Annotated in this window: 21 protein-coding genes; 15 read left to right on the forward strand and 6 right to left on the reverse strand. The window is 70.2% G+C overall.

Annotated elements, in window-relative coordinates:
• The 7 genes from ACWDGI_RS17880 (at nucleotide 1) to ACWDGI_RS17910 (ending at nucleotide 6,173) form a co-directional block, all read left to right on the forward strand.
• Complete coding sequence (locus tag ACWDGI_RS17880; RefSeq protein WP_450760075.1) at nucleotides 1–795, forward strand: cell division protein FtsQ/DivIB; 795 nt, start codon at nucleotides 1–3, stop codon at nucleotides 793–795.
• 277 nt (nucleotides 796–1,072) lie between these two features.
• Nucleotides 1,073–2,275 carry a cell division protein FtsZ gene (ftsZ, locus tag ACWDGI_RS17885; protein WP_450760010.1) on the forward strand — a complete coding sequence of 401 codons (1,203 nt, stop codon included), beginning with the start codon at nucleotides 1,073–1,075 and terminating at the stop codon, nucleotides 2,273–2,275.
• Between the two features lie 10 nt (nucleotides 2,276–2,285).
• A complete protein-coding gene (gene pgeF / locus ACWDGI_RS17890; protein ID WP_450760011.1) occupies nucleotides 2,286–3,014 on the forward strand; it encodes a peptidoglycan editing factor PgeF in 729 nt (242 codons plus the stop codon).
• Between the two features lie 6 nt (nucleotides 3,015–3,020).
• Nucleotides 3,021–3,740 (forward strand): YggS family pyridoxal phosphate-dependent enzyme, encoded by a 720-nt coding sequence (locus tag ACWDGI_RS17895; protein WP_450760013.1) that lies wholly within the window; start codon nucleotides 3,021–3,023, stop codon nucleotides 3,738–3,740.
• Between the two features lie 126 nt (nucleotides 3,741–3,866).
• Nucleotides 3,867–4,508: a cell division protein SepF gene (locus tag ACWDGI_RS17900; protein ID WP_360482271.1), complete on the forward strand. Its 642-nt coding sequence runs from the start codon at nucleotides 3,867–3,869 to the stop codon at nucleotides 4,506–4,508.
• Nucleotides 4,509–4,558: 50 nt separating this feature from the next.
• Entirely contained in the window at nucleotides 4,559–4,843 is a 285-nt protein-coding gene (locus tag ACWDGI_RS17905; RefSeq protein ID WP_046729537.1) for a YggT family protein, read from the forward strand.
• Nucleotides 4,844–4,898: 55 nt separating this feature from the next.
• Nucleotides 4,899–6,173 carry a DivIVA domain-containing protein gene (locus ACWDGI_RS17910; protein ID WP_450760015.1) on the forward strand — a complete coding sequence of 425 codons (1,275 nt, stop codon included), beginning with the start codon at nucleotides 4,899–4,901 and terminating at the stop codon, nucleotides 6,171–6,173.
• Nucleotides 6,174–6,565: 392 nt separating this feature from the next.
• On the opposite strand, the gene ileS is transcribed toward ACWDGI_RS17910, so the two are convergent.
• Nucleotides 6,566–9,739 carry an isoleucine--tRNA ligase gene (ileS, locus tag ACWDGI_RS17915; RefSeq protein ID WP_450760017.1) on the reverse strand — a complete coding sequence of 1,058 codons (3,174 nt, stop codon included), beginning with the start codon at nucleotides 9,737–9,739 and terminating at the stop codon, nucleotides 6,566–6,568.
• Between the two features lie 602 nt (nucleotides 9,740–10,341).
• On the opposite strand from ileS, the gene ACWDGI_RS17920 reads away from it, so the two are divergent.
• From ACWDGI_RS17920 to ACWDGI_RS17945, 6 genes are all read left to right on the forward strand, one after another.
• Nucleotides 10,342–11,280 (forward strand): TraR/DksA C4-type zinc finger protein, encoded by a 939-nt coding sequence (locus ACWDGI_RS17920; RefSeq protein WP_450760019.1) that lies wholly within the window; start codon nucleotides 10,342–10,344, stop codon nucleotides 11,278–11,280.
• A gap of 67 nt (nucleotides 11,281–11,347) precedes the next feature.
• The gene (lspA, locus tag ACWDGI_RS17925; protein ID WP_450760021.1) at nucleotides 11,348–11,953 is read left to right on the forward strand and encodes a signal peptidase II; all 606 of its coding nucleotides are present in this window, start codon (nucleotides 11,348–11,350) and stop codon (nucleotides 11,951–11,953) included.
• A gap of 69 nt (nucleotides 11,954–12,022) precedes the next feature.
• The gene (locus ACWDGI_RS17930) at nucleotides 12,023–12,967 is read left to right on the forward strand and encodes an RluA family pseudouridine synthase (RefSeq protein WP_450760023.1); all 945 of its coding nucleotides are present in this window, start codon (nucleotides 12,023–12,025) and stop codon (nucleotides 12,965–12,967) included.
• Complete coding sequence (locus ACWDGI_RS17935; protein WP_450760025.1) at nucleotides 12,964–13,434, forward strand: GNAT family N-acetyltransferase; 471 nt, start codon at nucleotides 12,964–12,966, stop codon at nucleotides 13,432–13,434. The genes ACWDGI_RS17930 and ACWDGI_RS17935 overlap by 4 nt, the downstream gene beginning before the upstream one ends.
• A gap of 74 nt (nucleotides 13,435–13,508) precedes the next feature.
• The gene (locus ACWDGI_RS17940; RefSeq protein ID WP_450760027.1) at nucleotides 13,509–15,095 is read left to right on the forward strand and encodes a Na+/H+ antiporter; all 1,587 of its coding nucleotides are present in this window, start codon (nucleotides 13,509–13,511) and stop codon (nucleotides 15,093–15,095) included.
• An 88-nt stretch (nucleotides 15,096–15,183) separates the two neighbouring features.
• Entirely contained in the window at nucleotides 15,184–15,924 is a 741-nt protein-coding gene (locus ACWDGI_RS17945) for an SDR family NAD(P)-dependent oxidoreductase (RefSeq protein ID WP_450760029.1), read from the forward strand.
• Nucleotides 15,925–15,940: 16 nt separating this feature from the next.
• On the opposite strand, the gene ACWDGI_RS17950 is transcribed toward ACWDGI_RS17945, so the two are convergent.
• Nucleotides 15,941–17,053 carry a mechanosensitive ion channel family protein gene (locus tag ACWDGI_RS17950; protein ID WP_450760077.1) on the reverse strand — a complete coding sequence of 371 codons (1,113 nt, stop codon included), beginning with the start codon at nucleotides 17,051–17,053 and terminating at the stop codon, nucleotides 15,941–15,943.
• 102 nt (nucleotides 17,054–17,155) lie between these two features.
• On the opposite strand from ACWDGI_RS17950, the gene ACWDGI_RS17955 reads away from it, so the two are divergent.
• Nucleotides 17,156–17,725, forward strand: a complete 570-nt coding sequence (locus ACWDGI_RS17955) for a dienelactone hydrolase family protein (RefSeq protein WP_450760031.1) — start codon at nucleotides 17,156–17,158, stop codon at nucleotides 17,723–17,725.
• 7 nt (nucleotides 17,726–17,732) lie between these two features.
• Here ACWDGI_RS17955 and ACWDGI_RS17960 read toward each other — a convergent pair whose 3' ends face one another.
• The 4 genes from ACWDGI_RS17960 to ACWDGI_RS17975 form a co-directional block, all read right to left on the reverse strand.
• A complete protein-coding gene (locus ACWDGI_RS17960) occupies nucleotides 17,733–19,403 on the reverse strand; it encodes an alkaline phosphatase D family protein (protein ID WP_450760033.1) in 1,671 nt (556 codons plus the stop codon).
• A gap of 102 nt (nucleotides 19,404–19,505) precedes the next feature.
• Nucleotides 19,506–20,348, reverse strand: a complete 843-nt coding sequence (locus ACWDGI_RS17965) for a thioredoxin domain-containing protein (RefSeq protein ID WP_450760035.1) — start codon at nucleotides 20,346–20,348, stop codon at nucleotides 19,506–19,508.
• Nucleotides 20,349–20,448: 100 nt separating this feature from the next.
• Nucleotides 20,449–21,141 (reverse strand): hypothetical protein, encoded by a 693-nt coding sequence (locus ACWDGI_RS17970; RefSeq protein ID WP_450760037.1) that lies wholly within the window; start codon nucleotides 21,139–21,141, stop codon nucleotides 20,449–20,451.
• A gap of 67 nt (nucleotides 21,142–21,208) precedes the next feature.
• A complete protein-coding gene (locus ACWDGI_RS17975) occupies nucleotides 21,209–22,558 on the reverse strand; it encodes a DUF2252 domain-containing protein (RefSeq protein WP_450760039.1) in 1,350 nt (449 codons plus the stop codon).
• A 233-nt stretch (nucleotides 22,559–22,791) separates the two neighbouring features.
• Here ACWDGI_RS17975 and dnaE point away from each other — a divergent pair.
• Nucleotides 22,792–24,437, forward strand: a 1,646-nt coding sequence (dnaE, locus tag ACWDGI_RS17980) for a DNA polymerase III subunit alpha (protein WP_450760041.1), incomplete at its 3' end; no start/stop codon positions are given.

Below are 24,437 nucleotides of genomic sequence, written 5' to 3' on the forward strand. Positions count from 1 at the left end.
GTGGCCGGACCGACCACCGCCGAGCGCGGTCAACGCCAGCAGGAGTCGTCCGGCCCGCCGCCCGCCCGGCGATGGAGGAACCGCCGCTTTCGTACGATCGTCATTCTGGTGCTGGGAGTTGTGCTCCTGGGTTCCGGTTCCGTCTGGCTGCTGTACGGCTCCCCGTGGCTGCGTGTACGGCACGTCTCCGTCTCCGGCACGGTCGTTCTGACGCCCGGGCAGGTGCGGGAGGCCGCCGACGTCCCCGTCGGGGCGCCGATGATCTCCGTCGACACCGACGGCATCGAGGCCCGACTGCGCCGGAAGCTGCCCCGAATTGACGAGGTCGACGTCGTCCGCGCCTGGCCCCATGGAATCGGGCTGAAAGTGACCGAGCGCCTGCCGGTTCTGCTCATCGAAAAGGGTGGAAAGTTCACCGAAGTGGACAAGGAAGGCGTCCGTTTCGCGACGGTTTCGCAGGCGCCGAAAGGCGCTCCGGCGCTGGAATTGAGTCTGTCCCGGTCGGGTTCGGCCACCGCGAGTCTGCGCCGTTTCGGCACCGACCGGCTGGTGCGGGAAGCCGTGGAGGTCGCGGGTGACATTCCGGCCGCCGTCCGCCGGGACACCCGAACCGTCAAGGTCCGTTCCTATGACGACATCACGCTGGAGTTGAGCGGCGGCCGCACGGTCGAGTGGGGCAGTGCCGAGAACGGCGCCGCCAAGGCGCGCACGCTCACCGCTCTCATGAAAGCCGCTTCCGGCGCGCGGTACTTCGACGTGAGTGTTCCCACCGCGCCTGCGTCATCAGCGAGTTGACGCACATCAGCGCAGGCCAGCACCCTGGTTGGGCACTGCTACGGCTGATCACATAGGGTGAAAAGAAAAACGGGAGGTTCGGCGTGTTCGTTGAACGCGCGCCACTTGTCGACTTAGTGTCCTGTTCAGAAGACTCCAGGGAACAGACACACTGGTAACCCTAAACTTCAACGTTAGGGTTCGGGTCGGCGCTACGGACCGTCCCAATCGGCATCTGCCGTCCCACGCGGGCATCGCATGGCGACGGCAACGTAATTCGAGGCGAGAGGCCTTCGACGTGGCAGCACCGCAGAACTACCTCGCAGTCATCAAGGTCATCGGTGTCGGCGGCGGTGGTGTCAATGCCATCAACCGGATGATCGAGGTCGGTCTCAAGGGCGTCGAGTTCATCGCCATCAACACCGACGCACAGGCGCTGTTGATGAGCGACGCCGACGTCAAGCTCGACGTCGGCCGTGAACTCACCCGTGGACTCGGCGCCGGCGCCAACCCGGCCGTCGGCCGCAAGGCCGCCGAGGACCACCGCGAGGAGATCGAGGAGGTCCTCAAGGGGGCCGACATGGTCTTCGTGACGGCCGGCGAAGGCGGCGGCACCGGCACCGGCGGCGCCCCCGTCGTGGCCAACATCGCCCGCTCGCTGGGCGCCCTCACCATCGGCGTGGTCACCCGCCCCTTCACCTTCGAGGGCCGGCGCCGCGCCAACCAGGCCGAGGACGGCATCGCGGAACTCCGCGAAGAGGTCGACACCCTCATCGTCATCCCGAACGACCGGCTGCTCTCCATCTCGGACCGCCAGGTCTCGGTCCTCGACGCCTTCAAGTCGGCCGACCAGGTCCTGCTCTCCGGTGTCCAGGGCATCACCGACCTCATCACCACACCCGGTCTGATCAACCTCGACTTCGCCGACGTCAAGTCCGTCATGTCCGAGGCGGGCTCGGCCCTCATGGGCATCGGCTCGGCCCGCGGCGACGACCGCGCGGTGGCCGCCGCCGAGATGGCGATCTCCTCGCCGCTCCTGGAGGCCTCGATCGACGGCGCCCGGGGCGTCCTGCTCTCCATCTCCGGCGGCTCCGACCTCGGCCTGTTCGAGATCAACGAGGCCGCCCAGCTGGTCAGCGAGGCCGCCCACCCCGAGGCCAACATCATCTTCGGCGCGGTCATCGACGACGCCCTCGGCGACGAGGTCCGGGTCACGGTCATCGCGGCCGGGTTCGACGGGGGCCAGCCCCCGGCCCGCCGGGACACCGTGCTCGGCTCGTCCTCGGCCTCGTCCTCGGCCCGCCGCGAGGAGCCCACTCCGGCCCGGCAGCCCGAGTCCCGCCCGTCCTTCGGCTCGCTCGGCAGCGTGACCCCGAAGGAGGAGCCGGAGCCGGCGCCCGAGCCGGTGGCCGACATCCCGGTCGCCCCGCCGGTCCCGCCGTCGCGTTCCTACACGGACAGCGCGGCCGAGGAACTGGACGTACCGGACTTCCTCAAGTGATCCTTCAGACGTGATAGGACAGCGCGAAACCGTGAGCGGCGCGCACTTCGCCTTCACCGACAGGTGGGGCGGGGTGAGCGCCGCTCCGTACGAGCAGCTCAACCTGGGCGGGGCGGTCGGCGACGACCCCGACATGGTACAGACCAATCGGGAACTCGCCGCCAAGTCGCTCGGTCTGGATCCCGGCCGGGTGGTCTGGATGAACCAGGTGCACGGCAACCTCGTCGCCGAGGTCGACGGGCCCTGGACCACCCGGCAGGCTCCGCCGGTCGACGGACTGGTGACCGCGGCCCGAGGGCTCGCCCTCGCCGTGCTGACCGCCGACTGCGTGCCGGTCCTGCTGGCCGACCCGGTGGCCCGGGTGGTCGCCGCCGCCCACGCCGGACGGCCGGGCATGGTGAAGGGCATCGTGCCGGCCGCGATCGACGCCATGGAGTCGCTCGGCGCCGACCCGGCCCGGATCGTCGCCCGCACCGGACCCGCCGTCTGCGGACGGTGCTACGAGGTGCCGGAGGCGATGCGCGCCGACGTGGCCGCCGTCGAGCCGGCGGCGCACGCCGAGACCAGCTGGGGCACTCCGGCGGTCGACGTGAGCGCCGGTGTGCACGCGCAGCTCGCGCGCGCCGGGGTGCTCGACCGGGCGCAGTCGCCGGTGTGCACGCTGGAGTCGGGCGATCACTTCTCCTACCGTCGCGACCGCACCACCGGGCGGCTCGCAGGCTATGTGTGGCTGGACTGATGGGGCATGACGGACCGTAGGACCGAACTCGCCGGAAACCTGGCGAAAGTGGAGGAGCGCATCGCCGCCGCCTGTGCGGCGGCCGGGCGCAAGCGGGCGGAGGTGACCCTGATCGTGGTCACCAAGACCTATCCGGCCGGCGATGTGCGGATCCTGTCGGAACTCGGCGTGCGCCATGTCGCCGAGAACCGGGACCAGGACGCCGCTCCCAAGGCTGCCGAATGTGCCGATCTGCCCCTTGCTTGGCACTTTGTTGGTCAATTGCAGACCAATAAAGTGCGATCCGTGGTGGGTTACGCGGATCTCGTGCAGTCCGTCGATCGTTCCAAGCTCGTCGAGGCACTGTCCAGGGAGGCGGTGCGGGCCGGGCGCGAGGTGGGGTGTCTCCTCCAGGTCGCGCTCGACGCGGGTGCGAGCGGAAGGGGTGAGCGCGGTGGCGTGGCGCCGGGCGGAATCGAAGAGTTGGCCGACCTGGTCGCCGGATCGCCGGGGCTGCGGCTCGGCGGACTGATGACCGTCGCCCCGCTCACCGGGGAGTACGCGGGGCGCCAACAGGCGGCGTTCGAGCGGTTGATGGATTTGTCGACCGACCTGCGCCGAGCCCATCCGGCTGCGAACATGGTCTCCGCAGGGATGAGTGCGGACCTCGAGGAAGCCGTGGCCGCCGGGGCGACACATGTGCGCGTCGGCACTGCGGTACTCGGCGTCCGCCCCAGGCTCGGGTAACGTCGCCAAGAAGTCGGACCACAGCAGAAAATATGGTCAATGCGGCCCAGGACGGGCGCAACGGCCACGTGGATCGCGGGACTTGGCAGTCGTCACCGATCCACCACAGAGCGGAGGACTCAGAGCATGGCCGGCGCGATGCGCAAGATGGCGGTCTACCTCGGCCTCGTGGAGGACGATGGGTACGACGGCCGCGGATTTGACCCTGACGACGACTTCGAGCCCGAACTGGACCCGGAGCCCGAACGGGACCACCGACGGCATGAGCCGTCACATCAGTCCCACGGTGCACACCAGTCCCAAAGGGACGATTCGGTACGAGTGGTACAGCCGCCGGCGCCGCGTGAGCCGGTGTCGCATTCCGCATCGCTGTCCGCGGAATCGGGACGCCCGGCGCGTATCGCCCCCGTGGCGTCCATCACACAAGAACGCGCAAGCCTGGAGAAGAACGCACCGGTGATCATGCCCAAGGTCGTGTCGGAACGAGAGCCTTACCGGATCACCACGCTCCACCCCCGGACCTACAACGAGGCCCGTACCATCGGGGAACACTTCCGTGAGGGCACCCCGGTGATCATGAATCTGACTGAGATGGATGACACAGACGCGAAGCGACTTGTCGACTTTGCGGCCGGTTTGGTGTTTGGTCTTCACGGCAGCATCGAGCGGGTGACGCAGAAGGTGTTCCTGTTGTCGCCTGCTAACGTCGATGTCACGGCGGAGGACAAGGCCCGCATCGCAGAGGGCGGGTTCTTCAACCAGAGCTGAGACGCAACACCGGTACGAAGCACGGAACAGGGGAGAGGGAAGCACGAACCATGAGCGTGTTCCTTGATGTGATCTACATCGCGCTGATGTGCTTCCTCATCGTGCTCATCTTCCGGTTGGTCATGGACTACGTGTTCCAGTTCGCCCGCTCATGGCAACCCGGCAAGGCGATGGTGGTCGTACTTGAGGCCACCTACACTGTCACCGATCCACCGCTCAAGCTTCTGCGGCGGTTCATCCCGCCGCTGCGTCTCGGGGGCGTGGCGCTCGACCTGTCCTTCTTCGTACTGATGATCATCGTCTACATCCTGATCGCGATCGTTGGTCGGCTGTGATGAGCGATGTGACCTACCGTCTTGCCGATGCCGACGACTACGTTGAGGTGAAGAGATGCCGTTGACCCCCGAGGACGTGCGGAACAAGCAGTTCACGACCGTCCGCCTCCGAGAAGGCTATGACGAGGACGAGGTCGATGCCTTCCTCGATGAGGTCGAAGCCGAACTGACGCGCCTGCTGCGCGAGAACGAGGACCTGCGCGCCAAACTGGCCGCGGCCACGCGCGCGGCCGCCCAGAACCAGCAGAACATGCGCAAGCCCCCGGAGCCGCAGGACCAGCAGGGCGGCATGCCTCAGGGCGGTATGCCCCAGCAGGGTGGTATGCCGCAGCAGGGTGGCATGCCTCAGCAGGGCATGCGAGGTCCCGGCGCTCCGGTGCCCGCCGGCATATCGGGCCCGCCGCAGCAGCAGATGGGTGGCCCCATGGGTGGCCCCCCGCAGCTGCCGAGCGGCGCCCCGCAGCTGCCGGCCGGTCCCAGTGGCCAGGGCGGTCCGCAGGGTCAGGGTCCGATGGGTCAGGGTCCGATGGGCCAGGGTCCCATGGGTCAGGGTCCGATGGGCCAGGGCCCCATGGGTCAGGGTCCGATGGGACAGGGCCCGATGGGCCAGGGCGGTCCGATGCAGGGCATGGGCCAGGGCCCGATGGGCGGCCAGCCTCCCATGCAGCAGCAGATGGGCGGCCCGATGGGCGGCCCCATGGGCGGTCCGATGGGCGGCCCCGGTCAGGGCCCCGGTGGCGACAGCGCCGCCCGAGTCCTCTCGCTGGCCCAGCAGACCGCCGACCAGGCGATCGCCGAGGCCCGCTCCGAGGCCAACAAGATCGTCGGCGAGGCCCGCAGCCGCGCCGAGGGTCTGGAGCGGGACGCCCGTGCCAAGGCGGACGCGCTGGAGCGGGACGCGCAGGAGAAGCACCGCGTCGCCATGGGCTCCCTGGAGTCCGCGCGCGCCACGCTGGAGCGCAAGGTCGAGGACCTGCGAGGCTTCGAGCGCGAGTACCGCACGCGTCTGAAGTCGTACCTGGAGTCGCAGCTGCGTCAGCTGGAGACCCAGGCCGACGACTCCCTGGCGCCGCCGCGTACCCCGGCCGCTGCCTCTCTCCCGCCGTCCCCGGCGCCCTCCATGGCTCCGGCCGGCGCGAGTGCCCCGTCCTACGGCGGCAACCAGCCGATGGGTGGTCCGTCTCCCGCTCCGCCGTCCTACGGCGGCCAGCAGCAGATGACGCCGGCGATGACCCAGCCGATGGCACCGGTACGTCCGCAGGGCCCCTCTCCGATGGGCCAGGCGCCGTCCCCGATGCGCGGCTTCCTCATCGACGAGGACGACAACTGACGGCGGGCGCGTAGCGCGTCGTAGGCGTCGGCAGAGCACCACAGGGCGGGACCCCGGTTCACCAACCGGGGTCCCGCCCTGTTTATGCGCGTTGCGCGGCTTCCCCCAGGAGAGGCCGGCCTCGCAGGGGCGCGGGGAACCGCGCACGGCGGCCTGATCCGGCCCGCGGGGATGGAGGAGGGGCCGTTCTTGCAGGGGCGCGGGGAACCGCGCACGGCGGCCTGTCGGACCCGCAGTATGCACGTGGCTTGTCATGCAGGGGGCGCGGGGAACCGCGCACGGTGCCTGATCCGGCCCGCACGTACGAGAAGGGCCCGGTCTCCACCGTGGAGACCGGGCCCTTTCTCACCGGGGTCGGCGGCTGCGCCTTCGCAGCCGGGACGTCAGGTCGGCTACTGCGCCTTCCGCAGCCGGAACGTCAGCGACAGCCCCTCGTCCACGAACGGCTCGCCGTAGCCGCCGTCGGCCTCGCCCTGCGCGAAGTCCGTCGCCAGCACCTCGTCGGCGATCAGCGAGGCATGCTCGGCCAACGCCGCGATCACCGCCGGGTCGGTCGACACCCACCGCAGTGCGATCCGGTCGGCCACGTCCAGTCCGCTGTTCTTCCGCGCCTCCTGGATCAGCCGGATCGCGTCCCGGGCGAGCCCCGCCTGGCGCAGCTCCTCCGTGATCTCCAGGTCGAGCGCGACGGTCGCACCCGAGTCCGACGCCACCGACCAGCCCTCACGCGGCGTCTCCGTGATGATCACCTCGTCCGGCGCCAGCGTCACGGTCTCGCCGTCGACCTCCACCGACGCCGTGCCCTCGCGCAGCGCCAGTGACAGCGCGGCCGCGTCCGCCGCGGCGACCGCCTTGGCCACGTCCTGCACCCGCTTGCCGAACCGCTTGCCCAGCGCCCGGAAGTTGGCCTTGGCCGTGGTGTCCACCAGCGACCCGCCCACCTCGGACAGCGACGCCAGCGAGGAGACGTTCAGCTCGTCGGTGATCTGCGCGTGCAGCTCCGGGTCGAGCGCGTCGAAGCCCACGGCCGCGACCAGCGCCCGGGACAGCGGCTGGCGGGTCTTGACGCCCGACTCCGCGCGCGTGGCCCGGCCGAGCTCCACGAGCCGTCGTACCAGGACCATCTGCTTGGACAGCTCCGGGTCGATCGCGCCCAGGTCGGCCTCCGGCCACGCCGCCAGGTGCACCGACTCCGGTGCGCCCGGGGTGACCGGCGCCACCAGGTCCTGCCAGACCCGCTCGGTGATGAACGGGGTCAGCGGGGCCATCAGCTTGGTGACCGTCTCCACGACCTCGTGCAGCGTGCGCAGCGCGGCCTTGTCGCCCTGCCAGAAGCGGCGGCGCGAGCGGCGGACGTACCAGTTGGACAGGTCGTCGACGAACGCGGACAGCAGCTTGCCGGCGCGCTGGGTGTCGTACGCCTCCAGCGCCTGGGTCACCTGGTCGGTGAGCGCGTGCAGCTCGGAGAGCAGCCAGCGGTCCAGCAGCGGACGGTCGGCCGGAGCCGGGTCCGCAGCGCTCGGCGCCCAGTTCGACGTACGGGCGTACAGGGCCTGGAAGGCGACCGTGTTCCAGTACGTCAGCAGGGTCTTGCGGACGACCTCCTGGATGGTGCCGTGGCCGACCCGGCGGGCCGCCCACGGGGAGCCGCCGGCCGCCATGAACCAGCGCACCGCGTCCGCGCCGTGCTGGTCCATCAGCGGGATCGGCTGCAGGATGTTGCCCAGGTGCTTGGACATCTTGCGGCCGTCCTCGGCGAGGATGTGGCCGAGGCAGACCACGTTCTCGTACGACGACTTGTCGAAGACCAGCGTGCCGATCGCCATGAGGGTGTAGAACCACCCTCGCGTCTGGTCGATCGCCTCGGAGATGAACTGGGCCGGGTAGCGGCTCTCGAACAGCTCCTTGTTCTTGTACGGGTAGCCCCACTGCGCGAACGGCATCGAACCCGAGTCGTACCAGGCGTCGATGACCTCCGGCACGCGCGTGGCCGTCTTCCGGCACTGCGGGCAGGCGAAGGTGACCTCGTCGATGAACGGGCGGTGCGGGTCCAGCGCCGACTGGTCGGTGCCGGTCAGCTCGGTCAGCTCCGCGCGGGAGCCGACGACGGTGAGGTGGTCGTCCTCGCAGCGCCAGATCGGCAGCGGGGTGCCCCAGTAGCGGTTGCGGGACAACGCCCAGTCGATGTTGTTGTTCAGCCAGTCACCGTAGCGGCCGTGCTTGACGGTCTCCGGGAACCAGTTCGTCTTCTCGTTCTCCTCGAGGAGCCGGTCCTTGATCTCCGTGGTGCGGATGTACCAGGACGGCTGCGCGTAGTAGAGCAGCGCGGTGTGACAGCGCCAGCAGTGCGGGTAGCTGTGCTCGTACGGCAGGTGCTTGAAGAGGAGGCCGCGCTGCAACAGGTCCTCGGTGAGGCGCTCGTCGGCCTTCTTGAAGAAGACGCCGCCGACCAGCGGGACGTTCTCCTCGAAGGTGCCGTCCGGGCGGACCGGGTTCACCACCGGCAGGCCGTAGGCGCGGCAGACCTTGAGGTCCTCCTCGCCGAAGGCGGGGGACTGGTGGACCAGACCCGTACCGTCCTCGGTCGTGACGTATTCCGCGTTCACGACGTAATGCGCCGGTTCCGGGCTGTGCCCATCGGTTCCCTCGCTGACGCTCGGGAACTCAACCAGCTCGAACGGACGTTGATAGGTCCAGCGCTCCATCTCGGCGCCGGTGAAGGTCTGGCCCGTGGTCTCCCAGCCCTCGCCGAGCGCCTTGGCGACCAGCTGCTCGGCGACGACGAGCTGCTCCTCGCCGTTGGTGGCGACGACGTAGGTGACCTCCGGGTGCGCGGCGACCGCCGTGTTGGACACCAGGGTCCACGGGGTGGTCGTCCACACCAGGAGCGCGGCCTGGCCGGCGAGCGGACCGGAGGTGAGCGGGAAACGGACGTACACGGAGGGGTCGACGACCGTCTCGTAGCCCTGCGCCAGCTCGTGGTCGGACAGGCCGGTGCCGCAGCGCGGGCACCAGGGGGCGACCCGGTGGTCCTGGACCAGCAGGCCCTTGGCGAAGATCTCCTTGAGCGACCACCAGACCGACTCGATGTACTCGGGGTCCATGGTCACGTACGCGTCGTCGAGGTCGACCCAGTAGCCCATGCGGGTCGTCAGCTCGGAGAACGCGTCGGTGTGGCGGAGCACGGACTCACGGCACTTGGCGTTGAACTCGGCGATGCCGTACTTCTCGATGTCCGGCTTGCCGCTGAAGCCCAGCTCCTTCTCGACCGCCAGCTCCACGGGCAGGCCGTGGCAGTCCCAGCCGGCCTTGCGGGCCACGTGGTAGCCGCGCATGGTGCGGAAGCGGGGGAAGACGTCCTTGAAGACGCGCGCCTCGATGTGGTGGGCGCCGGGCATGCCGTTGGCGGTGGGCGGGCCCTCGTAGAACACCCACTCGGGGCGGCCCTCGGACTGCTCCAGGGTCTTGGCGAAGATCTTCTGCTCGCGCCAGAAGTCGAGCACGGCGTGCTCGAGGGCGGGCAGGTCGACCTGTGCGGGCACCTGGCGGTACGTCGGCGCTGTCATCTGCGAGCTTCCTCCAACGGACTTGCTGCCTTCCGTCGGAGGGACGAGAGCCTTGTCTTCCGTACGCCGTGTGCGGCGCGCTCCCGCGGTACCACCCTCCTTGGCTCCCCGATCGCCGTGCGCGCCGGTGAGCCCCCTCATTGGGGTCGCGAAACCGGTTCTACTCGCCGTAGCAGGTCATGCACGGCTTTCTTCCGGCGGCTCCGGGGTGATCTTCACGTCGCGCTCGCCCCCGGGCTCCCACCGTCCCCGGGTCGCTCTGGGCTGCGTACGCCGCTACTCGTCCCCATCCACGCTTCTCGCTCCGCCCAGTGTACGGCGCCGCACGGACAGCGGCCGACCCGTTTTCCGGGCGCCGGCGGCACCGGGCCGTCCACCTGCCGAGATGACCCGAATGGCGCGGTACGCGTGTTCGCATCCTGGGATGTCCGGCTCGGCGGATTACCGCGCGGGGAGCTGGGCACAACGCATGCATACCGGCTGCGTGGGGGGTGCGGGGCAGGCGGATCGGGCGGCGTGCCCCGTTGCCGAGGGACTCAGGTCGATTTATCGTCCCAGCACGATTCGCGTGCAAGATCACAATATGTGAAGGGGCCGCGGCCATGGTGGCGAAGAAGACCGCCGTACAGCAGTCGGCGTCCGGCCCGTCCGGGGTCGCGGCTGCCTCCGACGGCGACACCAAAGGGGGCGGCGGAAAGCGGGGCACGCGCGCGGGGGAGACCACCGCGGCGGAGAGAACGGCTGGTGAGAAGGGTTCCGCCCGGAAGACGGCCGCAAAGAAGACGCCGGTGAAGAAGGTGGACGGGAAGAGAGCGGACGGGAACCGAGCCGCGGACACCAGGTCGGCCGGGAAGCCGACGGCCGCCGAGGCGACGGCGGCCGGGGCGGGGGCGGTCGGTGACCGGGCGACCGCGGCTGCCGGGGGTGCCGCGGGGAAGTCGGAGAAGAGCGCGTCCAAGGCCGCGGCGACGAGGACCGCGGCGGCGAAGAGCACGGCCAAGAAGAGCACGGCCAAGAAAGCGGGCGCGGCGCGGGCCGCGGAGCAGACGGGAGCCACGACGGTGGTTGCGAAGAAGACCCCTGGCACGGCCACTGCGGCGGCGGAGACCGCCGTCCCCAAGGCGCGGGTCGCCGCGGCGGCTCCGGGCGAACTCGCGGTGCGTCCCGGCGAGGACCCGTGGACGCCGGAGGAGGTCGAGGAGGCGCGCACCGAGCTGATGACCGAGGCACTGCGGCTGCGCACCGAGCTGGACGCCTCCGACAGCGCCCTGGCCGGTCTGATGCGGGACTCCGGGGACGGGGCCGGAGACGATCAGGCCGACACCGGCACCAAGAACATCACCCGCGAGCACGAGCTGGCGCTGGCCGCCAACGCGCGCGAGATGCTGGAACAGACCGAGCGGGCCCTGGAGAAGCTCGACGCGGGCACCTACGGACTCTGCGAGAACTGCGGGAACCCCATCGGGAAGGCCCGGATGCAGGCCTTCCCGAGGGCGACTCTGTGCGTCGAGTGCAAGCAGAAGCAGGAACGCCGCTACTGAGCATCGGGGTCGCGTGGGGCGTGCCGTAGTCTCGTCCCGAGGCAGGCACCTAGGTTGAGGGACTCACGTGGCAGAGGCGGAGCGCATCATCGGTACGCCGGACACTCCGGACGACGGCGGTGAGGAGACGGCGGCACCCGGCGTGTCCGGCGCGGAGCGGCAGCGGGACGACGAACGACGCCCCGGGCGCGGACGCCGGATCGCCGTGCTGTTCGCGGTCGCCGCCTTCGCGTACGCCCTCGACCTGGTCAGCAAGATGATCGTGGTCGCGAAGCTGGAGCACCACGCGCCGATCGAGGTCGTCGGCGACTGGCTGGAGTTCCACGCGATCCGCAACCCGGGCGCGGCCTTCGGGTTCGGCGGCGCCTTCACGATCATCTTCACGGTGATCGCGGCGGCCGTGATCGTCGTGATCTTCCGCTTGGCCCGCAAGCTCTACAGCTTCCCCTGGGCGGTCGCCCTCGGCCTGCTGCTGGGCGGCGCGCTGGGCAACCTCACCGACCGGATCTTCCGCTCGCCCGGCGTCTTCGAGGGTCAGGTCGTCGACTTCATCGCGCCCAAGGGGTTCGCGGTGTTCAACCTGGCCGACTCGGCGATCGTCTGCGGCGGCATCCTGATCGTCCTGCTCTCCTTCCGCGGCCTGGACCCGGACGGCACCGTCCACAAGGACTGACCGCGGCCGGAGCGGGGGCCGCCCGGGCTCGCGTACGGCGCTGTCGGCGCGGTCCGGCATACTCGACGGGTGAGTACGCTTCCCGAGATCCGAACCCTGCCCGTGCCCGACGGCCTGGAGGGCGAGCGCGTCGACGCCGCCATCTCCCGCATGTTCGGCTTCTCCCGCACCAAGGCGGCCGAGCTGGCCGCGGCGGGCAAGGTCCAGGTCGACGGCTCGGTGGTCGGCAAGTCCGAGCGGGTGAGCGGCGGGTCCTGGCTGGAGGTCGAGATGCCGGGCGCGCCCGCGCCCGTGCAGATCGTCGCGGAGCCCGTCGAGGGCATGGAGATCGTGTACGACGACGATGACGTGGTCGTCATCGTCAAGCCGGTCGGCGTGGCCGCGCACCCCAGCCCCGGCTGGACCGGCACGACCGTCATCGGCGGTCTGGCGGCCGCCGGCTACCGGATCTCCACCTCCGGCGCCGCCGAGCGCCAGGGCATCGTGCACCGCCTCGACGTCGGCACCTCCGGCCTGATGGTGGTGGCCAAGTCGGAGCGCGCGTACACCTCGCTCAAGCGCCAGTTCAAGGAGCGCACGGTCGACAAGCGCTACCACACGCTCGTGCAGGGGCACCCGGACCCGACCAGCGGCACCATCGACGCCCCCATCGGCCGCCACCCCCAGCACGACTACAAGTGGGCGGTCACGGCCGACGGCAAGCCCTCCGTGACCCACTACGACCTCATCGAGGCGTTCCGCGCGGCCTCCCTGCTGGACGTGAAGCTGGAGACCGGCCGCACCCACCAGATCCGCGTCCACATGGCCGCCCACCGCCACCCCTGCGTCGGCGACCTCACCTACGGCGCCGACCCGACGCTCGCCAAGCGGCTGCACCTGACCCGGCAGTGGCTGCACGCGGTCCGGCTCGGCTTCGAGCACCCCGGCAGCGGTGACTGGGTCGAGTTCGAGAGCGACTACCCGGCCGACCTGAGCAAGGCGCTGGACCAGGTCCGCGAGGAGACGTACGGATGAGCACGCGCGCTTACGAGGTGCGGGTCGCCGAGGACCCCGCCGACCTGGCGGCGTGCTTCGCCGTACGCAAGCAGGTCTTCGTCGTCGAACAGGGCGTCCCCGAGGACCTGGAGTACGACGAGTACGACGCCGTGGCCCTGCACGTGCTCGCGATCCGCGAGGACGGCGTACCGCTCGGCACCGGCCGGCTGCTGTACGGCGAGACGGCCCTGGAGAAGACCGGCGGCGATCCGACCCTCGGCTCGCTGGGCCGGCTCGCGGTCTCCCAGGAGGCCCGCGGCCTCGGCATAGGCGTGGCTCTGGTCCGGGCCATCGAGGACGCGGCACGCGCGCGTGGCCTGGGCGCGGTGGACCTGCACGCGCAGACGCACGCGCTGGGCTTCTACGAGCGGCTGGGCTACGAGCCCTACGGCCCGGAGTACGAGGAGGCGGGCATCCCGCACCAGGGGATGCGGCGCGCCCTGTAGCGCGGCCCGTGCCGGAAGACCGCATGGCAGGCTTGAGGCCCGCCGTGTGATCGTCGACTCCCGGAGCGCTGGCCGTGGATCAGTTGGCCCTTTTGTTCGTGCTGCTGCTCGGGGCTCTGGTGAGCGTCCCGGTGGGGGACCGGCTGGGGCTGCCGGCGCCCGTGCTGATGACCCTGTTCGGGATCGTCCTCGCGGTGGCCGACTTCGTGCCGAACGTGGACATCCCGCCCGAGCTGATCCTGCCCGGCCTGCTGCCACCGCTGCTCTACGCCGCCGTCCGGCGGACCTCCTGGCGCCAGTTCACGGCCAACAAACGGCCGATCTTCCTGCTCGCGGTGGCCCTGGTGTTCGTCACCACGGTCTGCGTGGCCGCCGTCGCCGGCGCGATCGTGCCCGGGCTGCCGATCGCCGCCGCCGTGGCGCTGGGCGCGCTGGTCGCCCCGCCCGACCCGGTCGCCGCGACCGCCGTCGCCGGGCAGCTCGGGCTGCCGCGCCGGCTGGTGTCGATCCTGGAGGGCGAGGGCCTCTTCAACGACGTCACGGCCATCGTGCTCTACCACGTGGCGATCGCCGCCGTGGTCAGCGGCACGTTCTCGCCCTGGCGGGCCGGGCTGGACTTCCTGCTCTCCGCCGTGGTCGCGGTCGCGGTGGGTCTGGTGCTCGGCTGGGGCGCGAACAAGCTGATGGACGTGCTCGGCGACGCGACCCTCCAGATCGGCCTCACCCTGCTGGTCCCCTACGTCTCCTACGTCCTCGCCGAGGAACTGCACGGCTCCGGCGTGCTAGCCGTGCTCACCACCGCGCTGTTCATCGCCGAGTACGCCACCGACGCCGACGACGTGATGACCCGGCTCGCCGGATACACCTTCTGGGACATCGTCGACACACTCGTCACCGGCGTCGCGTTCGGGCTGATCGGCCTGGAGCTGCACAACGCGATCCGTACGGCGTCCGGCCGCTGGGGCGAACTGCTCGGCTGGGCGGCCGCGATCGTGGGCGTGGTCGTCGTGGTCCGGCTGGTGTGGCTGCTGCCGGCGACCTGGCTCACCAAGCGGCTGCACGCCCGGCGGGACTACGACGAGGAGATCCCGACCAGCTGGCGGGAGACCGTGGTGATGTGGTGGTCCGGGATGCGCGGGGTGGCGTCGGTCGCGCTGGCCCTGGCCATTCCGCTGAAGACCGACGACGGATCGCCCTTCCCGGACCGGGACGAGATCGTCTTCATCGCGTTCGGCGTGATCATGGCGACGCTGGTGCTCCAGGGGCTGACCCTGCCGTGGCTGGTGAAGCGGCTGGGGGTGCGGGCCGACACCGACCAGGAGAAGGAGTTCGAGAAGGAACTGGCGGTACGGGCGGCGAAGGCCGCACGGCGGCGGCTGAAGGAGATCGAGCAGGTCGAGGACCTGCCGGAGGAGGTGACGGAGCAGATGCTGCGGCGGGCCTTCGAGATCGGCTTCCGGATCAGCCCCGAGGTGGTGGAGGACGAGCGGCGGGAGGGGCACGACAAGCGGGCGAAGCGGTTGAGGCGGCTGCGGCGGATCCAGCAGGAGATGCTCAGCGCGGCGCGGCACGAGGTGCTGGCGGCGCGGAGCGAGCCGGGGGCGGATCCGGAGATCGTGGACCGGGTGCTGCGGCACCTGGACGTCCGTAGCCTGCGCTGACCGCACACCCCCACGTGCAGTAATACAAACGTATGGCCGTTGTGGATATCCGAAGGCGGGGTCGGCGGTGCGCTCGTAGTCTCGGATCATGGCTCGGAACATTGTGATCAGTGGTGGCGGAACAGGGATCGGGCTCGCCGCGGCGCGGGTGTTCGCCGCCGACGGGGATCGGGTGCTGCTGCTCGGGCGGCGCAGAGAGGTGCTGGAGCAGGCCGGGGTGCCGGGGGCGGTCTGGTACGCCGCCGATCTGACCGAGCCGGCCGGCGTACGCGGCGTGGCGCGGTACGTCGCCGACGAGATCGGCACCGTGGACGTGCTCGTCCACAGCGCCGGAGGCAACGCGGCGTTCGCACCCGACGCGGAGGCCGGTGACCCGCTCGACGCCGTCGCCCGCACCTGGACGGGCAACTTCCAGCAGAACACGCTCACCGCCGTGCTGCTCACGGAGGCGCTGAAGGACCGGCTCGCCGACCCCGGCGGACGGGTGCTGTTCCTCAGCTCCATCGCCGCGTACCGGGGGTCGGGGACCGGGTCCTACGCCGCCGCCAAGGCGGCCCTGCATCCGTACGCCCACGACCTGGCCCGGCAGCTGGGACCGCGCGGGGTCACCGTGAACGTGGTCGCCCCCGGGTACGTCGAGGACACCGAGTTCTTCGGCGGCCCGGTCGAGGAGGCGCGGCGGGCACGTCTCGTCGCCGAGACGGCGACCGGGCGGGCCGGCACACCGGGTGACGTCGCCGCCACCCTGCACTGGCTGGCCTCCCCGGCCGCCGGACACGTCACCTCGCAGATCGTCCAGGTCAACGGCGGCGCCGAGCGCGGCCACTGACGGGAAGGGGGAGCGGTCAGGCGCCGCGGCCGGTGCGAGGCGGCTCGTGCAGACGGCGGGCCGCCGCCCCGTCCTGGGAGGGGATGATCCCGCCCGGCGGCAGGACCGCGTCGGCGGTGTTGACCCGGGGCAGGGCGTAGGGGTGCTCGGCGGACAGCCAGGTGATCATCTGCTCGCGGACGGTGACCCGGACCTTCCAGACGTCGTCCGAGTCCTTGGCGGTCACCAGCGCCCGCACCTGGATGGTGTTCGGCGTGGCGTCGGTGACGACCAGGCTGTAGTCCCGCCCGTCCCAGGCGGGGCACTCGCGCAGGACGTCCCGGAGCCTCTCGCGCATCGACTCGATCGGCGCCGAGTGGTCGAGGTGCCAGTAGACGACCCCGGTCATCTGCGGGGTGCCCCGGGACCAGTTCTCGAAGGGTTTGGAGGTGAAGTACGACACCGGCATGGTGATCCGCCGCTCGTCCCAGGTCCGTACCGTCAGAAAGGTCAGGGTGATCTCCTCGACCGTGCCCCACTCGCCGTCGACCACGACGGTGTCGCCGAGGCGCACCATGTCGCCGAAGGCGATCTGCAGACCCGCGAACATGTTCGCGAGCGTGGACTGGGCGGCCACACCGGCGACGATGCCGAGGATCCCGGCGGAGGCCAGCAGTGAGGCGCCGGCCGCGCGCATCGCCGGGAAGGTCAGCAGCATCGCCGCCGCGGCCATCACGCCGACGATCGCCGTGACCACCCGCATGATCAGCGACACCTGGGTGCGTACCCGGCGGACCCGGGCCGCGTCGGTGTGGCCGCGGGCGTAGCGGGTGTACGAGGTGTCGACGACGGCCGCCGCGATCCGCACCACCAGCCAGGCGGCCGACCCGATCAGCACCAGGGTCAGCATCTGACCGACGGCGACCCGGTGGCCCAGGAGCAGCTCGGCCTTGTCGTAGGAGCCTCTGAGCAGGGCCGCGCACAGCACCAGCTGGTAGGGGATGCGGGCCCGGCGCAGCAGCCCCCACAGGGGTGTCTCGCTGTGCCGTGCGTCTGCCTTGCGCAGCAGCAGGTCGGTCGCCCAGCCGATCAGCAGGGTGAGGACGACGGCGCCGCCGACCACGATCAGCGGGCGGAGTACGTTCTCCATGTCCATGGGTCCGAACGTAACCAGATCCGCGGGGTCCTGAACATGCTGACCGGTGTCGAGGGCGTCACAAGTGCTGTCGGCGCAGGCTGGCACCATGGGCGCATGAACATCATGCTCTTTCACTCGACCTATGGCCTCAGGCCCGCGGTGCGCGAGGCCGCGGACCGGCTGCGTGCCGCGGGGCACGAGGTGTGGACGCCGGACCTCTTCGCGGGGCGCACGTTCGACACGGTCGAGGAGGGCATGGAGTTCAACGAGTCGATCGGCAAGGACGAGCTGCTGAAGCGGGCCGTGCTGGCGGCGGCGCCGTACTCGGAGCGCGGGCTGGTGTACGCGGGGTTCTCGCTGGGTGCCTCGATCGCGCAGACGCTGGCGCTGGGCGACGAGCGGGCACGGGGGCTGCTGCTCCTGCACGGCACCTCGGACATCGCGCCGAACGCCTCGGTGGACGAGCTGCCGGTCCAGCTGCACGTGGCCGAGCCGGACGCCTTCGAGACGGACGACTGGCTGAGCGCCTGGTATCTGCAGATGGGCCGGGCCGGCGCCGATGTGGAGATCTACCGGTACCCGGGCGCCGGACACCTCTACACCGACCCCGGGCTGCCGGACTGGGACGAGGAGGCCGCCGAGGCCACCTGGCGGGTGGCGCTCGGCTTCCTCGACACGCTGTAGGTGACGGCTACACCGGGTCGTAGGTGCGCTCGACCTTCTGGGTACCGCTGCGGGTGCGGTACGAACGCTCCCAGGACGAGGTCGCGTCGGCCTTCGTCTTGTCGGAGAGGACGTAGTAGTCCATCTGCGCCCGGGCGGCGGTGATGTCCAGGATGCCGTAGCCGTGCCGGTCGGTGTCCACCCAGTGCACATGGCGGTTGGCCAGCTGGATGATCGGCGCGGCGACGGTGGAGACGACACCCGGGGAGACCTTGAGGATGTCGTCCAGGTTGTCGGAGGTCACCGAGGTCACCACGAACTCCGTGGCCGCGGAGGCGGAGAGCGGGTAGGTGCCGGCGTCCACCGGCACGTCGTTGGCCCACGCCATGTGGATGTCGCCGGTCAGGAACACCGTGTTGCCGATCGCGTTGGAGCGCAGGTGGGCCAGCAGCTCGCGGCGGTCGTCGGTGTAGCCGTCCCACTGGTCGGTGTTGAGGGCGAGGCCGTCCTGCGGCAGCCCGAGCAGCTTGGCGAGCGGCTTGAGCAGGTCGGCGGAGAGCGAGCCGATGGCGAACGGCGAGATCATCACCGAGTTGCCGACCAGCCGCCAGGTGGTGTCGGAGGCCTTCAGCCCGGCCTTCAGCCAGTCGAGCTGGGCGCGGCCGGTGATGGTGCGGTCCGGGTCGTCGACCGAACCGCTGCCCGTGGACACCTGCTGGGAGCGGAAGGAGCGCAGGTCGAGCAGGGAGAGGTCGGCGAGCTTGCCGAAGCGCAGCCGGCGGTAGGTGGTGCCGGCGATGGCCGGGCGGACCGGCATCCACTCGAAGTAGGCCTGCTTGGCGGCGGCCTGACGGGCCGTCCAGGTGCCCTCGGCTCCCTCGGTGTGGTTCTCGGCACCGCCGGACCAGGAGTCGTTGGCGAACTCGTGGTCGTCCCAGATCGCGATGACCGGCGCCTTGAGGTGCAGGGCCTGCAGGTCGGTGTCGGTCTTGTACCTGCCGTGCCGGGTGCGGTAGTCGGCGAGGGTGATGATCTCGTGGGCCGGCGCGTGCTGGCGGACCACGGTGTCCCGGGTGCCGTACTCGCCGGTGCCGTACTCGTAGATGTAGTCGCCGAGGTGCAGCCACGCGTCCAGGTCGTTGCGGGCGGCCAGATGACGGTAGGAGGCGAAGTAGCCGGCCTCCCAGTTGGCGCAGGAGACGACACCGAAGCGCAGGCCGGAGACGGCGGCGTCGGCCGCCGGGGCGGTGCGGGTGCGTGCCACCGCGGAGTCCGTGCCGCCGGCCGAGAAGCGGAACCAGTAGTCGGTGGCCGGGGCGAGGCCGCGGATGTCGGCCTTGACGGTGTGGTCGGAGGCGGCGGTCGCGGTGGTGGAGCCGCGGGAGACGACGTTGGTCAGCGCCTTGTCGGTGGCGACGACCCAGCTGACCTCGGTGTCGGCGCCGGCACCGGAGCCCGGGGTCGCGTCGGCGCTCGGCGTCACCCGGGTCCACAGCAGGACGCCGTCGGGCAGCGGGTCGCCGGAGGCGATGCCGTGCAGGAAGGCAGGGACGTCCGAGGCGGCCCGGGCCGGCAGTGCGGCGGCGAGCGGAGCGGCCAGGACAGCCGTCGCCGCCGCGGCCTTGACGACCGTACGGCGGCGCGGGGAGAGGGAGTTGGCACCCTCGGAAGCCTGAGTTGATCTGTATCGACTGGTCACGTCCGATCAGGTTACTGACCAGTATGAACAAGAGCAGGCGAACCAGAAAAAGTTCGCCTGCTCTTCACCCGGAGCCGCTGCCGTACTGTGCACAGCGGCGGGTTACGCCTTGAGGGCCGCGTCCACCAAGGAGTTGAAGGCCGCGACCGTCATCGGCGGGTTGCCGCTGGAGTCGGCCGTGAGCATCTTGCCGTTCATGACGAAGCTCGGGGTGCCCGTCACGCCGTCCTTGTTGGTATCGAAGGTCTTCGACATGGCCAGCGCCCAGGCGTCGTACTTGCCGGACTTCACGGCGTCCTGGAAGGTCTTGTTGTTCTTCAGCGCCGGGACGGTGTTGGCGACCTGGATGAGGTAGCTGTCGTTCTTGAACTTGTCGTCCGTCTCCTCGGGGTGCCACTTCGTGGAGTACAGCGCGGTCTTGTACTCCAGGAACGCCTCGGGGCTGACGTTCAGCGCGGCGCCCATGGCGCTCATCGCGTTCTTGGAGCCCTCGCCGTTGGTGCCGATCTTGCCCTTGCCCAGCGAGTCGCCGTCGATGAACGTGCCACCGACGTACTCGATCTTGAACTTGCCGTCGTCGATGTCCTTCTTCACCGTCGAGCCGACCGTCTGCTCGAACTGGGCACAGATCGGGCAGCGCGGGTCCTCGTAGACCTTGAGGGTCTTCGGGGCGGTGGACTTGCCGATCACGACCGTGGTGCCGTCGGTGCCCGTGGTGTTGGCCGGGGCGACCACCTTGGCGGACTTCTCGTCCTCCCAGTAGCCCGGCTTGTTGGCCTGGACGACGGCGTAACCTATGCCGCCCGCCGCGGCCAGCACGGCCACGACCGAGCAGGCCACGATGACCTGGCGCTTGACCTTGGCGCGCTTGGCCTGCTTCTCGCGCTCGACGCGCAGTCGCTCCCGGGCCGCGTTCTTGGCGGACTGGCTGTTCCGCTTGCTCATGTTGGTGATCTCCATATGGGACGCGCACATGTCGTACGCGGGATACGTGTGGGGGACTCGTCGTGCTCGAACGAGGAGTGTGCCGGTGAGAGAGGGGCGCTCAGGCGAAGGGCAGGGCGAGCGCCCGGGAGCACGGCGGTCCGCGCCGTCCCAGGGAGTGCACGAGGACCAGGTCGCGGGCGGCGGCCGTACGCGGCGCCGGACGCGGCAGTCGTCGTACCGGAACCAGCCGGACCGTGCCCGCGGCGACCGCGAGGAGCAGCGGGCGGAAGGTGGTGGCGGCGACCGCGCGCAGCAGCTGGGTCAGGGCGCGCTCGCCGCGGCGCAGCCAGGCGGCGGCCAGCAGACCGACACCGACGTGCGCGGCCAGCAGCAGCCAGGCCGCGGTCGGGTCGGCGTGGGCGAGCGCCGCGGCGGCCCGGGAGCCGCCGGTCATCTGGGCCAGCGGGGTGCCGACGGCACCACCGTCACACAGCACGTCGAAGCCGACCGCGCGCAGCGGGCCGGCGATGGGACCGCCGGCCCGGCCGTAGCAGGCGTGCTGGCCGGTGGTGAAGACCGTGTCGGCGGCCAGTTCCAGCGGGACCAGCAGGGCGGCGATCCGGCCGAAGCCACGCTCGCGGCCCGCCAGCGCGTACGCCGTGACGAACACACCGGCGGCAACCGCGGCCACCGTGGCGAACGGCAGCGGGGCCCGGGACAGCAGCACGTGCGACGCGGTGCTGAGCGTCACGACGAAGGCCGTGAACAGCGCCGCGCGCACGGCTCTGAGCTGGGTCCCGGATATGTCCATAGCGGTGGAGAGTCTGTCACGTACTCATGTAAGGGACCCCTAAAAGAGCCCTGTGAATCCGTGAAGGTTACAGCCCCGGAATGCGGCCGTTGCGGAACAGGTCGACGAAGATCTGGTGGTCGGCACGCGCGCGTGCGCCGTAGCTGTGCGCGAAGTCGGCCAGCAGAGGGGCGAAGCCGTCCTCGTCCGCCGCGATCACCGCGTCGATGGCCCGCTCGGTGGAGAACGGCACCAGGGACTCGCCGGAGGTGTCGTCGGCCGCAGAGTGCATCGACGCCGTGGCCCGGCCGAGGTCCGCGACGACCGCCGCGATCTCCTCCGGGTCGTCGATGTCGCTCCAGTCCAGGTCGACCGCGTACGGCGACACCTCGGCGACCAGCTGCCCGGAGCCGTCCAGCTCGGTCCAGCCCAGCCACGGGTCGGCGTGCGCCTGCAGGGCGCGCTGGGAGATCACCGTGCGGTGGCCCTCGTGCTGGAAGTAGTCGCGGATCGCCGGGTCCGTGATGTGCCGGGAGACGGCCGGGGTCTGGGCCTGCTTGATGTAGATCACGACGTCGTTCTCCAGGGCGTCCGTGGAGCCCTCCAGGAGGATGTTGTACGACGGCAGACCGGCCGAGCCGATGCCGATGCCGCGCCGGCCGACGACGTCCTTCACGCGGTAGGAGTCCGGGCGGGACAGGGACGACTCCGGAAGCGTCTCCAGATAGCCGTCGAAGGCGGCGAGGACCTTGTAGCGGGTGGCGGCGTCCAGCTCGATGGAGCCGCCGCCGGAGGCGAAGCGGCGCTCCCAGTCGCGGATCTCCGTCATCGAGTCCAGCAGCTCGAAGCGGGTCAGCGACCGGGCCGCGCGCAGCGCGCCGAGCAGCGGGCCCTCGGCGCTGTCCAGAGTGAACGGCGGGACCTCGTCGCTCTTGGCGCCGGTCGCCAGCGCGTGGATCCGCTCCCGGTACGCGCCCGCGTACACCTCGACCAGCTCGGTGATCTGCTCGTCGCTGAGCGCCTTCGCGTACCCGACCAGCGCGATGGACGCCGAGAACCGCTTCAGGTCCCAGGTGAAGGGGCCGACGTAGGCCTCGTCGAAGTCGTTGACGTTGAAGACCAGGCGGCCGTTGGAGTCCATGTACGTGCCGAAGTTCTCCGCGTGCAGGTCGCCGTGGATCCACACGCGCGAGGTGCGCTCGTCCAGGAACGGGCCGCTGTACGGCCTCCCACCGCCCCGCCCGGCGTTCTCGGCGTCCACGTCATGGTAGAAGAGCGCCGCCGTGCCCCGGTAGAAGGCGAAGGCCGAGGCCGCCATCTTCCGGAACTTCACGCGGAACGCGGCCGGGTCGGCGGCCAGGAGCTCGCCGAAGGCGGTGTCGAAGACGGCGAGGATCTCCTCGCCGCGCTGCTCGCCGTTGAGCTGGGGGACCGGCATCGCTGGGTGCCTCCTGGTACGGGTGGTACGTGACATGTGGGGCGGATCTCTCCTTCGGGCCAACGTGCGAAGGTCCGGGGGAGTGCCCGCTTTCTTCGCCTGAAGGTACGCGGGGTGGCGGGCGGATTGTCAGTGCCGAGGCATAGGATTTCGCCGTCCCACCAGACTGTCCGCAGTCGGTCCGCAGTCGGTCGGAAGATCGTCGACGCCTGTTTCCTCTGGAGGCCGAAACCGTGTCAAAGCCGCCTTTCACGCACCTGCACGTCCACACCCAGTACTCGCTGCTGGACGGTGCCGCGCGGCTGAAGGACATGTTCAACGCCTGCAACGAGATGGGCATGACACACATCGCCATGTCCGACCACGGCAACCTGCACGGGGCGTACGACTTCTTCCACACCGCGAAGAAGGCCGGGGTCACCCCGATCATCGGGATCGAGGCGTATGTCGCCCCCGAGTCCCGGCGCAACAAGCGCAAGATCCAGTGGGGCCAGCCGCACCAGAAGCGGGACGACGTGTCCGGTTCCGGTGGTTACACCCACAAGACGATGTGGGCGGTGAACAGTACCGGCCTGCACAACCTCTTCCGGCTCTCCTCCGACGCCTACGCCGAGGGCTGGCTGCAGAAGTGGCCCCGGATGGACAAGGAGACGATCTCCCAGTGGTCCGAGGGGATCGTGGCCTCCACCGGCTGCCCCTCCGGCGAGCTCCAGACCCGGCTCCGCCTCGGCCAGTACGACGAGGCCCTGAAGGCGGCCGCCGACTACCAGGACATCTTCGGCAAGGACCGCTACTTCCTGGAGCTGATGGACCACGGCATCGAGATCGAGCACCGGGTCCGCGACGGCCTCCTGGAGATCGGCAAGAAGCTCGGCATCCCGCCGCTGGTGACGAACGACTCGCACTACACGTACGCGCACGAGGCGACCGCCCACGACGCCCTGCTGTGCATCCAGACCGGCAAGAACCTCTCCGACCCGGACCGCTTCAAGTTCGACGGCACCGGCTACTACCTGAAGTCCACGGACGAGATGTACGCCGTCGACTCCTCGGAGGCCTGGCAGCAGGGCTGCGCCAACACGCTCCTGGTCGCCGAGATGGTCGACACCACCGGCATGTTCGAGGCGAAGAACCTCATGCCGAAGTTCGACATCCCCGACGGCTACACCGAGGTCACCTGGTTCAAGGAGGAGGTCCGCCGGGGCATGGCGCGCCGCTTCCCCGGCGGCGTCCCGGACGACCGCCAGAAGCAGGTCGAGTACGAGCTGGACGTCATCATCCAGATGGGCTTCCCGGGCTACTTCCTCGTGGTCGCCGACTTCATCATGTGGGCCAAGAACAACGGCATCGCGGTCGGCCCCGGCCGAGGCTCCGCGGCCGGCTCGATCGTCGCCTACGCCCTGGGCATCACCGACCTCGACCCGATCCCGCACGGTCTGATCTTCGAGCGGTTCCTCAACCCCGAGCGCGTCTCCATGCCCGATGTCGACATCGACTTCGACGAGCGCCGGCGCGTCGAGGTGATCAGGTACGTGACCGAGAAGTACGGCGCCGACAAGGTCGCGATGATCGGCACCTACGGCAAGATCAAGGCCAAGAACGCCATCAAGGACTCCGCGCGCGTGCTGGGCTACCCGTACGCGATGGGCGACCGCCTGACCAAGGCGATGCCCGCGGACGTCCTCGGCAAGGGCATCGACCTCGACGGCATCACCAACCCCTCGCACCCGCGGTACAACGAGGCGGGCGAGATCCGCGGGATGTACGAGAACGAGCCGGACGTCAAGAAGGTCATCGACACCGCCAAGGGCGTCGAGGGCCTGGTCCGGCAGATGGGTGTGCACGCGGCCGGCGTGATCATGTCCAGCGAGCCGATCGT

Source organism: Streptomyces sp. NPDC001220 (assembly GCF_053597895.1).